Annotated in this window: 15 protein-coding genes; 1 reads left to right on the top strand and 14 read right to left on the bottom strand. The window is 36.6% G+C overall.

The window, feature by feature from the left end:
* Position 1: 1 nt before the first annotated feature.
* The 9 genes from ACJA3J_RS02550 to ACJA3J_RS02510 form a co-directional block, all read right to left on the bottom strand.
* Entirely contained in the window at positions 2–1,111 is a 1,110-nt protein-coding gene (locus ACJA3J_RS02550; RefSeq protein ID WP_153464146.1) for a hypothetical protein, read from the bottom strand.
* Positions 1,112–1,125: 14 nt separating this feature from the next.
* A complete protein-coding gene (locus tag ACJA3J_RS02545) occupies positions 1,126–1,389 on the bottom strand; it encodes a hypothetical protein (RefSeq protein WP_035541924.1) in 264 nt (87 codons plus the stop codon).
* 15 nt (positions 1,390–1,404) lie between these two features.
* Positions 1,405–1,599: a hypothetical protein gene (locus ACJA3J_RS02540; protein ID WP_153464141.1), complete on the bottom strand. Its 195-nt coding sequence runs from the start codon at positions 1,597–1,599 to the stop codon at positions 1,405–1,407.
* 74 nt (positions 1,600–1,673) lie between these two features.
* Positions 1,674–2,105 (bottom strand): hypothetical protein, encoded by a 432-nt coding sequence (locus ACJA3J_RS02535; RefSeq protein ID WP_153464137.1) that lies wholly within the window; start codon positions 2,103–2,105, stop codon positions 1,674–1,676.
* A gap of 419 nt (positions 2,106–2,524) precedes the next feature.
* Complete coding sequence (locus tag ACJA3J_RS02530) at positions 2,525–2,758, bottom strand: hypothetical protein (protein ID WP_237648674.1); 234 nt, start codon at positions 2,756–2,758, stop codon at positions 2,525–2,527.
* 17 nt (positions 2,759–2,775) lie between these two features.
* Positions 2,776–3,798, bottom strand: coding sequence for a DnaD domain-containing protein (locus ACJA3J_RS02525; RefSeq protein ID WP_153464130.1), 1,023 nt, complete (start codon positions 3,796–3,798; stop codon positions 2,776–2,778).
* Positions 3,799–3,828: 30 nt separating this feature from the next.
* Positions 3,829–4,323 (bottom strand): XRE family transcriptional regulator, encoded by a 495-nt coding sequence (locus ACJA3J_RS02520; protein WP_153464127.1) that lies wholly within the window; start codon positions 4,321–4,323, stop codon positions 3,829–3,831.
* A gap of 91 nt (positions 4,324–4,414) precedes the next feature.
* Positions 4,415–4,738, bottom strand: a complete 324-nt coding sequence (locus tag ACJA3J_RS02515; RefSeq protein ID WP_153464123.1) for a DNA-binding protein — start codon at positions 4,736–4,738, stop codon at positions 4,415–4,417.
* A gap of 22 nt (positions 4,739–4,760) precedes the next feature.
* Positions 4,761–4,997, bottom strand: a complete 237-nt coding sequence (locus ACJA3J_RS02510) for a helix-turn-helix transcriptional regulator (RefSeq protein WP_153464118.1) — start codon at positions 4,995–4,997, stop codon at positions 4,761–4,763.
* Positions 4,998–5,165: 168 nt separating this feature from the next.
* Here ACJA3J_RS02510 and ACJA3J_RS02505 point away from each other — a divergent pair, with 168 nt between their 5' ends.
* Entirely contained in the window at positions 5,166–5,567 is a 402-nt protein-coding gene (locus ACJA3J_RS02505) for a helix-turn-helix domain-containing protein (RefSeq protein ID WP_153464115.1), read from the top strand.
* Between the two features lie 147 nt (positions 5,568–5,714).
* On the opposite strand, the gene ACJA3J_RS02500 is transcribed toward ACJA3J_RS02505, so the two are convergent.
* The 5 genes from ACJA3J_RS02500 to ACJA3J_RS02480 form a co-directional block, all read right to left on the bottom strand.
* Complete coding sequence (locus ACJA3J_RS02500; RefSeq protein WP_406945425.1) at positions 5,715–6,722, bottom strand: DNA/RNA non-specific endonuclease; 1,008 nt, start codon at positions 6,720–6,722, stop codon at positions 5,715–5,717.
* A gap of 319 nt (positions 6,723–7,041) precedes the next feature.
* Complete coding sequence (locus tag ACJA3J_RS02495; protein ID WP_406945424.1) at positions 7,042–7,191, bottom strand: hypothetical protein; 150 nt, start codon at positions 7,189–7,191, stop codon at positions 7,042–7,044.
* 105 nt (positions 7,192–7,296) lie between these two features.
* Complete coding sequence (locus ACJA3J_RS02490) at positions 7,297–7,416, bottom strand: aspartyl-phosphate phosphatase Spo0E family protein (RefSeq protein WP_406945423.1); 120 nt, start codon at positions 7,414–7,416, stop codon at positions 7,297–7,299.
* A 378-nt stretch (positions 7,417–7,794) separates the two neighbouring features.
* Positions 7,795–9,609 (bottom strand): group II intron reverse transcriptase/maturase, encoded by a 1,815-nt coding sequence (gene ltrA, locus ACJA3J_RS02485; RefSeq protein ID WP_089654486.1) that lies wholly within the window; start codon positions 9,607–9,609, stop codon positions 7,795–7,797.
* A gap of 2,760 nt (positions 9,610–12,369) precedes the next feature.
* Positions 12,370–12,693: a hypothetical protein gene (locus ACJA3J_RS02480; RefSeq protein WP_406945422.1), complete on the bottom strand. Its 324-nt coding sequence runs from the start codon at positions 12,691–12,693 to the stop codon at positions 12,370–12,372.
* Positions 12,694–12,825: the final 132 nt, after the last annotated feature.

Raw genomic sequence — 12,825 nt, 5'->3', positions numbered from 1 at the left:
CTTATATATTGTTCTTTTGGCTCTCCAGCTCATCTTGTTGTTCCTTAAGCGAATCGATTTTAGATTGATTTTGATCTTCTGACTTTTTCTCTGTTTCTATTTGGCTGTTTATCTTAGTCAACTGTTCCTCAATTTCTTGATACTCATTAATCTTTTTATTCAGTTCATCATTTTTCGCTTCACTGGCCATCTTTTTTGCATCTTCCAATTGACCAAGCCTCAAATAAGCGATCCCCTTTTGTTTATACAGTTCAGGAGACATCGCCATATCTTGAATATCCACCGCCTGTTTGTATTCCCCATTATGAAAGGCTATTTTAAATTCACCCAAAGGACTTGGATAAGCTTCTTGAAAGGAAACCAATTCTTCCAGACCATGAACTTTCATGACTTGCTCAGCCAGTGAAGAAGTTCTTTCCTTTCTTACATATTGCAAAGCTTGATCATACTTTTTAAGTTCCACAAGAAAATGAAGCAATGTTTGGCGCTCCGATTCCGTTAAGGTTTCCATTCCTTGTAACTGATCTACAGCTTTTTTCTGATCACCTGTCCAGTAACCTTCATAAGCCGTTTTTACATTCTCCATTTTTTCCAGCTCTTGTGTCGTGGCTTTTAGGTCTTTGCCTTGATTGCTTAGAAGTATAAATAGAGTAATGGATGTAACTATAGCCACCATTAATGTGGTGCTGATCACACTCACAAAAATTTTGCCACGCTTACCAAGTTGCTTCCAACTCGACTTTTGTTCTTCCTTCTCTTTCAATACTTCTGTCATATCAATTTGATAAGATGCTGGTGTATTAGAAGTTAATTGTTGAAGAAAGACATCCCTTTTTGTTTCTTCATTTTTATTTTCCATGGGTAACTGTAAAAGCTTTTGACAAACATGGTCATAAATATTGGATGTCTCTTCTTTCCCCATTTCATATGAGCCGTTGTACAGCTTGTCTCCTTCTTCATTAAATATCATGAAATCTAGCAGAATTGGCTTTGCATTTTTCTTCTTTAATTTAGCATCCAATTCTGCCGTTAAAATGACAATTTCCTGGAAGGAATAAGGGTGGAAGCTTGAAATTTCACCATCCATTTTTGATGTGAATAATACCCTCATGAATCTACTCTCCTTTAAAAGATCACCTGACTGTCAATGTATTCAGCGATAGCTGTAGCTCCCATTAGAACGACAAGTCCAACGGCACCACCAATAAACCACACGATAGAGCTTTGGCGACCTCTAACTCCACCCCATATAAGATGGTAGGCTCCTATACCAAAAGCAATGGCAGCCGAGATAATACCCAAAAGCTGCATGGCGGTTAGAATTGATGCCCCAGTAGATTGTAAATTACTAATGGCAGCAAGCATGGAATGATCTGCAAAGTACTTCATTAAAATCTCCCCTTATTAAATATTTTTGTTCTTGTTTTCTTCATCCACCCCTTTGTAATGGAGCAATGACTTCATAACGACATCTTGGTTTTGTTGAATGTAGTCTTGATGCTTTTCATGAAGCCAATCATTGTAAGAAATGTCTTGGATGGTCAGCAACGTCTGAACTAAGTCTTTTGATTGCTTAAGTTCACGATTAGTAACGCCCATTAACATTCACCCCCTTTCAAGGTTTTCGTCCATAAAAAAAGAAGCGACCTATTAAAAGATCACTTCTATCACGATTAATTATTTTTTATGAATTTTTCTAATGCATCTTCTTTCTCACCAGTTGAGGAATAATCAACATCCCTCAGAGAAACATACTTTTTCAAAATTCCATTTTCATAAAAACCTAGAGTCTCGAATTGAATATCCTTGAGTCCTAAGTCTCTAGGTTTCAAATCCTTATCCAACATTTCATCTGACTTAGCATTAATTTCTTTTACACTAATTTCATCAATTTCTTTCTCAACTAATGAAATATTATCTGTTCGCTCTGTTTTATCTTCCGTATTATTAAGTAATATAAAAGCTTCATCATTGCCTTCAATATATTCGCTTAGTTCCTCTGGTGATAAAGACTCGACTTGACCTGTGGCTCCTTGTGACCCGCAACCAACCAGGATTAGAACCATAACAAATCCAGTCAAACCACCGATCCAACACTTTGCCATCAGATCAATCTCCTCTCAAGTGATTTGTATAACGATTCTAACACCTACTTAAATATAAATCCATGATTTGGAAGATTATCTTGATGGTTTAAAGATTGTTTTTGGCAAGATACAATCAACCCTATGCAGCATTCCCTAATGATTATAGTGTACTGCAAAGCACAACGTTTCTAGCATATACGAAGAACTTTATATATCTAGGTCTTAATATTAAAAGTTTCATCAGTAGTCCCCTCACTTTAAATAGAAAAACCATCGTTGATATAACGCTTACCCGGTCACTAGATGCGTTTCGAGTAACACGCACCCAACACTCATCAACAGCTAGGAAAATTCTGTGACCTTTCTTTTCCTAGCTTAGATATGTAGTTTTCAAGGATCTAAATGTGCTATCTAAGCACGTATTAAAATCGTTATATTTACTTAACAGGTTTCAGTTCACTCATAGGGTTTTTACGTTTAGCAATGGTTCTAAATTGACCATCCTTAACAGTTCGAATTCGATAATAGATACTAGACAGCTTTTCAGCAGTACCATGGCGATCCACCGCCCAAATGCCATGCACATTATACCTTTTTCCTTCAAAGGTTTTTACATTGTCAGCTTGTGAAGAAATATCATAGTAAGCAAAGTGCTTTTTATTGGTTTTCAACTTACCACCTCCCATGTTTATGGCTCGCCAGCTACTCTAAGCTTTAATTGTTCTAATAAAATATTTTTCGCTGAGCGTTTTCCTTCCCGAATAGAAGCTATATCTTCTTCAGAAAGGTTATATCGATCATCAATAGATTCAAGAATATTCTCCCTCGATCTTTTTAGCTTAATCGCTAACTCAATGGTCCGAGCTGTATCATCAATGCTAGGTTGTTTTTTTATATCCTGCTTTTTTTGTTCTTCGTGGTTGTTGAACCATTCAGGAATTACTTCCTTTTGGGAAGACCTATTAGTTACTGAACCATTTCTATTCTTTTTATTTTTATATTCCACCTCTTCTGTCTCTGCTTCTTCTATTGTTCGAATGCCTTTATTGATCCAAGACTGAAGAATACTCTTCGCATATCCCCACGTTGGTTTATTACGGTCCAACGAACGCCTCATAGCTTCCAAGATTAATGGTTCTCCAAGGTCCTCACTCCAGCTCACTATATCTTCTGAAATTTTAGGACGTATAACGCCAAAGTTGTTTTGATAAAATTGAATGGGACATTCCATCTGTTCTGAAGTAGTCGTAGTAGTAACAAACTCTTTTACATTCTTAACTTCTTTAAGTTCTCTTCCATTCTTGTATGTGTCTTTTTGCTGTCTATCTGATGGTAAAGTGTTGTTCTTCTGCTGGTTATATGGTGTTGTTCTGTTGTCATTTTCTTCATCGTTTGATTGATAAATTGCCCAGTTATCAACGGTTATGACACTATATTTGTTGGTGGATTGTACAGAAATAACTCCATCTTCTTCGAGTATTTTCAAGTAATCACGAACAGTAGACTCATTCATATTCAATTCAGAAGCAGCTTTCTTACGACCGAATATAAACTGTCCAGGTTCCAGTTTTACACTTTGCCTCCCCACCCTTGATTCCGTACTTTTATGACTTGACTTTGTAAGACAATATATGAAGATTTTTAGCATCTTTTCATTTTCAAAAATTTCACTATGAAGGATTTTCCGATGAAGCTTCAGCCACCCTTGCATTATTTCACCTTCTTTCTATACATGTGATAATCAGATGATATAGCCTTTAGATTTTAAACAGGTGTGGTGTTTTTCCCATATTTTCAACCAACTTATATCGTACTCATCACACAAAGTTGCCAGATACACAGTAGAGAAGTGAACTACACTAGCCATTATATCTGCAGACCTATGGATGTCTTGTAAATCCATAGAGTGGATACTATATAAGTCTTCTGTCCATTTCACTTGAGCAATGCGTCTAAGTGCTTCCTTTAACTCTTTCTCTAATATCAATTGGAGAAAGTATTTATCGTTAGTGGCTCTAGGAATACTATCTAACTGTGTAATCCCCCATCCGATATATTCATTAACAGCTTCCAGAGCTAGCCATGGACTATTATATTTTTCGATAAAGTATTTGGTGGTTACAGGGGGGATCTTCCGTTCTCCTCTTTCTTGCTTAGAGATATACTCCCTAGATTGAAACATGTCAATTGCCAATTGCTGCTGTGTTTTATTAATACCCTTTCTCTCTGCTCTCATATAATTTGCAGACTTACTAAAATTAATTGAACTCCCCCCTTGTTTTGTACCATCAGCTATATTCTGGTTAATTTATGATAGATTTATAGAGTTATATCACACCAAAGCTTCTTTCTGGTGCTGTTTTTTCGGAGATCTCAACATGATCTCTAATCCAACTCATTACTAAATCTTTAGGATAAAGTGTTCTACCTCCAACATGAATCTTTGGAAAGTCTTCTCGCTTTAGAATATGAGCGTCTAATGACTGTACACTTACATTAAAGACATATTCGGCTAACTTAGTGCGGTCCAATAAATATGGCAACTCTGCTTCTCTTTGGACATCTTCTTGAGCCTTTTTTGCAATATCATAAAAGATATCGTACACCTTATTATTAAAATCGGCTTCAGGTTGTAATTTTGCTTCAAACAATTAAATCATTTCCTTTCTTCAATTATTTTAATACTTGAGAACTAAAAGTATGAGTTTCTTGTACTTTTTGACCGAATAAATAACTGATATCTTTTCCCAATAGTTCTGATAAACGAATAGCTACTTTAAGAGTTGGTGTTGAATATCCATTTTCCCAATTAGCTACACTTTGTTTTCCCTTATACCCCAAACATTCAGAGAGTTGAGTTTGACTCATGTTAGCTTTAATCCTTGCTTCTTTCAAACGTCTATTTTTCATTATCTCACCTCCCTTGTATGAATAACTTGTACTTAAAAGTATATGTACAAGTTACTTGTATGTCAACACATAAAAACAAGATTCTTGTACTTTAGTTAAAAACATCAATAAATAACTCTAAAGATGGTACAATAATCTTGTACCTAAAAAAGTGAAAGGATTCTAAAAATGCTCTCACAAAGACTTAAATATTCTAGAAAAACCAAGGGACTCACTCAAAATGAATTAGCAAATAAGATTAAAACGACCAAGGGTACAATTAGTAACTACGAAAATGGTTATAGTACACCTTCAAATGAGATGCTTATTAGTCTTGCTAATGCATTAGATGTGAGTGTTGATTATTTATTAGGTAGGTCTGAGACTACAGTAAACCAAACAAAAGAAAATGAATACAATACTATCAATGAAATAAATAAGCTCATGGATAAGTACGGGATTGAAGATGCTGCATTTTTCGATTTAGAAAAATGGAAGGCTATGGGGCCGGAACAAATTCGGGAGTTGGAAAGTTATTTTCAATATCTGTTAAGAAAGTCAAAAGAGCTTGAACAGGAAAACAAAAAATAGAGCGTATCCGAAGACACGCTCTATTACTTCAGGCGATTTTTATTGAAACCAACCTTTACTCCAGAGAATTCTAAATTGATATAAATATAAAACTTGCAAAACAGACATGTTCTGCGTTCATTTATTTGTTCTCAGCGTCCAGAAAATTTACTCCCCAACCATACCATCTCCATCATTATCTCTCATGTATTGATATAACCAATGATCACTCGTAATCGGCATACTGAAACCAGCATCCTTTGCTTCCTGGATCGTCACCTGACCATTGCCATTCGTATCAACGCTAGAAACGTCCCCTTCCTCGGTGGAGCCGTTGGAATTGGAGGAATCGTCATTAGTTAGTCCGAGTGATTCATTCACTTCGTCTGGATTTACATTGTCGAAGGTATCGATGATTTCATTACCATGTAACGTGTAAGTATATTGATAATCGGAAGGAACTTGCGTTTTCGTATCAGGATAAGTGATTATTGCTTCAAAATTTGTAGCGCCCCCTGCCTTCCGTATAGCATCTTCCAAGTACGCTTGATCCCCATGCCGGTTCAGGGTGCTTTCTTGTGGGGTAATATTATATGCGTTAGAAACCCCTCCTAGAGAGTCGGCAATGATATGTCCTTCATCTAACTTATCACTTTCGACACCAGGTACTTTTGCTTCGTCTGAGAAATATCTGCCGGATGATAAGACCGGTTCCGCACTATCGTCCTGCAGAATGATTTCATCAGCCACGACTTTCACTAACTGTCCGTACTCATTCGTAAAGGCCCAGTACTCCCTGTCTCCGTAACCTATATCTACTACGACATTAGAGGCTCGATCTCCACTGAGGTCCCCACCATCTACTTCCAGTCGTTCATATCCTGAAAATAGGTCATCCTGTGTTTGTGTTTCAGTTGAGTCTTCCTCTGTGGGTTCCTCCTCAACAACAGTGCTTTCTTCTTTTTCACCACTAGTAGTGGTATCAGCAGATGAATTTCCTTCTTGTATATCTGTTTCTCCGTCTGATTCATTATCTTTCGTTGCATCATCTGCGGTTACTTCTTGTGTTTCTATTTCCACCTCTCCTTCTGAAGTGGCTGGATCTTCGACATTGGTGCAACCAATCATAAAAAAAATCATCAAAAGTAAAGTTAAATAGTTTATTTTCTTTTTCATTTTGGACACTCCTACATAGTTTTTCCGCTCTGTACCTTCATTCATTAAATTCTAATAAACTAACATGTCCTACTTTTTCTTATTATACATTTGTAGGTTGTAGGCAAAATATTAAGTTAAGCTTTTTATTTAACACAATTCTAGGTCTAATATTATTTTACAGTAAATGCTCATTTTTTGGTGATTTTTCACTGAAAAATACTGCCCATTAATAAAAAAGCGATTGCTCTTATTGAACAATCGCCCCCTATAGTTGAAGACTCGATTTCGAGATATATTGCAACAAATCTTGCTATAATTAACCCGTGGATTATACATCTTACACAAAGCTTTGACGAGTAACTTCCCAAACTGCAAAGGCAAATGGAATGATAGATAGTAATTTAATCCATTTTTTCTTCAAAATATACCCAATTGCTAAAATCGCCAACCCTACTAATATTACTATTAAAAGATTTACAAAAGTCATAACTCCCCCCCTAAACGCCTTTCAACACATTTATCTAATAGTTTTATTACATTATCCTGTTCCGTATAGCTCCTTAAGCGATAGCTACAATGGAAGAAGCGCCCCCTATTCAAGTTCTTGAGATAGTTTAACAACATAATTGTAATTAGATCCGTTTAGATATGCGTCATACATCTTTTGTCTTTTATCTTCTATTTGTTTCTTTAAGACATCAGGGTTACTCATAACTATCCTCCTAAACAGATTTTAAAACGATTATAACTATATCTCTAAACTCGCCCTTTATAAACTCATTCTTTCTTAAAGTGCCTTCATAGTTCATGCCTAACTTTTTCATTACCCTTTGTGAACCGAAATTATCTGTATCGGACTTACGGAATTGATCCAGTTTAGTTTCATAAAGGTGAATGTTTTGAAGTTGAGTCTTCAACAATTTCTCAATACTTTAGTAAAAAAAGGCGACTATTCTTATTGAATAATCGTTAGCAATAGGTAAGCGTTTGAGGTTATCTCCGGCTTTTCCCCTGCTCCACACCGAACATGCTAGTTTCCCAGCATTCGGCGTTCCATCTAAAGGTGTGTACTACATTATAAGTTCCTTTGTTACTCTTCGAGACTGGATGCGTCGATCCCTTCCACCCCACATACCTTTCGGTATTGATTGATTTTATCTAAGATCAATCGATTCTGTGGTAATTGGTTAAGATAAAACTTTATCTTCTCTATATCTTTTACATGAATCAGTCGATGAATATCCTTATGAAGAATACGCAGGTTTTGAAATTGATCGCTTCCTCCAAGATTCTTTGGCACATAGTGGTGACAATGAACATCTGAAGCGTGAAGATATTCGCCTGTAATTTCGCATTTCCCCATCTTCATACTATACCGACTAATACGATTATCCAGGTATTCGACACTTCGATTCGGTAAAGAAGACTTCATTAAATGCCCAATTTCTTTCTGGATATCCGGGCGAAGACTTTTGTGTATCTGTTCTCTGCCTTTCTTCGTGTAAAGCGAAAGCTTTGAACTGAAGCTCATCGCATGAAATGTTTTCACATTTCCGATGGGAAATAGATACGTACCATTGATATAGATCGTTTTTGTTCCTAAACTAAAGGTTCTCTTATAAAAAGGCGGTGGCTTAAAAGGATGTTTTAGCGTTCCAACCGGTCGAAGGCGGTTCACTAAAAATGGTTTAAGATCGTAAGCAAGACGTGAAAACACGAGACTTACATGAGTAGCTCGCTTAAAGTATTGGTGAAGTCCTAGAACAAAGCTATTGTAACGATGAATATTCTCAGCAGAAGGCGAAGCTTTCATTCTTCGAATGAGTTTCTTCGCTTCCTGTTTGATTTTCTCGCTTTTTGAAGAAATGACCCCAGTATGGGCCACTCGTTTCTTTCCCTTTTTATTCGCACGAATGTTGAACCCTAAGAACTCAGATTCTCGTTTTCTTAAGTTTACAATTTGAGATTTCTCTGGTGAGATGTCCAGCTTCAAACGCTCTTTGAGGTACAGGCGTACCGCATGGTACCACCTCTGCGCTGTCTTTCCATCCCGACACAGAATTTTAAAGTCATCAGCATACCTGACCAGATATCCTTGTTTCAAATTCGTTTGTTTTCTCGCTCGCCTTCTTGCATCATCTGAACTGTAGGATTTCGTCAGGGGAAATACTTCCCACTGGTCTGCAACCCATTGGTCTAGATCATTTAAGACGACATTAGAAAGAAGGGGAGATAAGATTCCACCTTGTGGTGAACCCTTATCGGGCACACCTTCACCATCTATTTCCGATGTAATCATTTTAGAAATACATGCCAATACCTTTCGGTCTTGGATGCCGATATTCCAGAGTTGCTTCTTTAATAGGCGATGATTTACGTTATCAAAGAAACTTTTAATATCTACATCAACGACGTAATGAAGTTGACTATGGTTAATCAAGAACTGTATCCTTGCCATAGCATGATGAGCAGACCGCAGGGGTCTGAAACCGTAGCTATGTTTGAAGAATTGAGATTCTACAATCGGTTCGAGAACTTGTTTGAAGCATTGTTGGATCACTCGATCCAAGATGCATGGAATCCCTAGAGGTCTCCATTTTCCATTCTCTTTTTGAATCCATTCTCTTCGAACCTTCTTCGGGTGATAGTTTCTAAGTTTGGTTCGGACTTCGTTTACCAGATCTTTCTCGGATAGCTCTTTCATGTCATCGATGGTCTTCCCATCGGTTCCTGGTGTTTTTGATCCCTTATTGGTTTTAATCATGCGAAAAGCGAGCAGGATGTTTTCTCTCGATATGATGGTTTCATATAAATGAGAGAACGCATTTCCCTGACTCGCTTTTTCATGAAGATCCGTAAAGGTCTCCGTCATATTATAATAATCCCAGTTTCGCAGCGTTGACACTGTGGCATCCCTCCTTTGGAGTGATGTTCCCACGTTCCTACCCGATCGGTGCCATTCACGTTAGGAAAATAATCGTTCCATACTCTAGACTTGGGGCTATTCCTTCACTTCCATTACAGAAGTTTCATCAGTCATTCCCCTACCCTCACAAGGATAAATGCTTTTCAGCATGGCTTTATAGCAACCGTTTCAGGTGACAGCCTTTGATTCAACGTCCCTTGCTTTCCAAGTACCCTACAACGTAGCTATCCATACTAGACGTAGATGCTTCCTATAAGCCTGTGAGCTCGATACCGCCATCGTTCGGTATAGCGTCTTTCAGAGGGGGCAGTTTTACTCCACACCACTCACGTCATCGTAAGATGACACGTAAGTTTCCTTACGTTCGAAACTATAGACCCTTACCTTCGGAAGTTCGTCAGTTCCTATCTCAAAGAACGATTCTCACCCTATCTAGTTTTACAGCCGTGAGGCATATCCGTCGGCATACCTTAATTATGGCTTCAGCCTTCGTTCTGCCCAATCTACCTGTGCTTCACACCCTAAGACCTGTCCGTCTTAACGCATGCAGGAGTGTTGACGGGATGGTTTCAGGAAACATGGATCCTTCATTCCCACCCTCCGTTGTACAGTTGAAATTTAATGAAATAAACTTCCTGCCTTTCACGCTGAAAAGCGTTTATAGCAGAACTTGTCGCGCGCCCCCGTTAGTTGAAGATTTGAAATCGAGACATATTGTTAAGTTTTTCTTCACCGCACTACCCTCACCATAAACTTAAATAATGGAAGAATTTCAGAGTAACTTATCGACTCGAACCCTTTTCACTCTTCTTTTTGTTAGTGGCGCGTTCCAATATAATTAAACATGTACCCACAAACAAAGTTTGTAAGGCATTCTCTTTCAAAGTAACATTACCTGACTGGATTAGGTCAGCTAGTAGAAGAATAGAAAATAGAAAAATAAACAGTGAGGAATATAATATTATCTTTATAATAGGTCTTCCCCCTCCCTTAGATACCACACTTAATTCAGTAAAAGGTATGTTAAAATTTTTAAAAATTTTATGGCATAGAAGTAACTGTTGCATGGATCAATCCTGTTAAAATAACTAAAAAAACCATAAAGTAAGTTGAATATATAAGAACTTTCTTTTGAAAGTTTCCTCTAACTTTTGAGTAAAGCATAAAGCCTAACACAATTGAACTTCCCCACGCAGACATACCCCAAGCAGAGAATAAGTAAGGTGAATTAGCTATCCAAAGTACAGTCACAAACAAATAAAACGTGATTATAATCCAAATGAATCCTTTCATGATTACTCCCTAATTTTTATGTATTTTAATTCCCGTTCAAAAACATTTCATTGTTGAATCAGTTGTTCATTTTAAGTAAGAGCAATGATTCTTATTGAACAATTGCCCCCGTTTGTTTAAGACTCGATGTCGAGATAATTAAGGTATATATTATTGTCTATAGTTAAAAGCCTTAACATCAACTTCATCTATATCGCACAATCCATTGGTGATTCATTCTCTTCCCTCTGACCAAGCGGCAATTCCCACCGATTCCTTAAGGTGTTATAAAATAAAAAATACTTTTCATCACACTTGATTGCTGCATAAGAACCACCTAATCTTTGATCATCGTGAATATTATGTTCGTTGACTACAAGAAAACCAAGAAATCTAAAGCCAATATTTTATATAAAAACACTACAGGTAATATGTAATTCCTAACACGCTAGATCCACCACTAATTGTTTCGGAACTTTTTCCCTAACAAAAGTGCTGCAATTATAAATGTCACGACAAACAAGGACTGTGCAATATTTGGTCCCCAGTTTAAAGTGTCATGTCTAATATAATCCGCTATAACTAACCAGGCAGTAAGAAGAAAAACCCCTGCAATATAAATTATACTTGTTCTAATAATAATTCCCTCTCAATCAATTTCATTTTTGAAATTTCATTTACTTAATCGAAAAAGCTCATCACTCGTAGATAAATCCATGGTTATTAGTATTCAGTTGAGCTAACCTGCCATGAAAGGCAAGAAAATCACACCTAATACAATACTCAATAAACAAGTAATAATCCAGTCTCTCTTGCTTCTCATATTAAACAAAAAGTTAATTGTAGAACTTATGATAAAGCATACTGAAAATGCAAATAAGAAATATGCTATGTATTCCATTTCATCACCTCTTTTAAATACTTTTCACCCTATCGTTTGAATGAATTCCCTCGTCTTCATGAAGTGAAATAAAAACCGCATGTACTCCTGACCCAATTCTTGAAGACTCAGTTTCAAGATAACTTCATTAGCCCCTCTATCTCTAATTATCTCTAAAATAGATTTTATAATAAAAGAACACACATAGTGCATAGAAGGGGGCAGCCAAACAAATAAATATTATTCCAGATTTTAATTCATCAATAGTATATAGGTGAGAATAAAATAAAAAATATAACAGCCAAGAAATCAAGGTTATAGACGCTATCAAATAATGAAATACTTCGTCTTTTTTTCTATAATCCATTACATCACTCAAGGTGAAGCCCCTTTCAAAGATATTTGAAAATCCGATATAACTTATGTACGAGACAAAAAGATTTTAGTTTCAAAATGACTGTTATATCGAAACTGAGTCTTTAACAACCCCCTGTGCAATCAATATTAAGAGGGCAATTCCATAATTATAGAATTGCCCCCGATACGGTAAGACTCGATTCCGAGATAATTTCCACTTCAGATAAAACCTAATTGAATACCTCCCATAGTTTGCTGTTCTCCATCTCAATCAAATGACCGAACACACCTAAAGTTCTTATTATTATTTCCCCTCCATCCGGATCTTCAAATTTTTGTTCTTGCGAAGCAAATACTCCAGCGTTCTTAAAATGAGAGGAACTAAACCTTATCTGACTTTTTCCATTCAAACAATTTCCATCTGCTTCACAATTAATATTGTGTTTTTCGGAAACCCATTTGTTAAAAGCTGCTTCGGATGGTGTAGTTACCACCATTCCAAGAACCAACACAACAATTGCTATACAAACCAAAGATATCACTTTTTTTAACAATCAAAAAACCCTTTCGTTACGACTAATATTCCACATAAGCCCCCATTACTTGAAGACTCGATTTCAAGATAAAAAGGTAAATAATTCAACATTGACAATCCATTCTTCCAAATTTAGAATAACAACAATATA

The sequence above is a fragment of the Halobacillus sp. SY10 genome (assembly GCF_045401165.1).
GTDB classification, from domain to species: domain Bacteria; phylum Bacillota; class Bacilli; order Bacillales; family Halobacillaceae; genus Halobacillus; species Halobacillus aidingensis.
The sequence above is the reverse complement of the archived record's forward strand: the minus strand, read 5'-3'. Positions and strand labels throughout refer to the sequence as shown.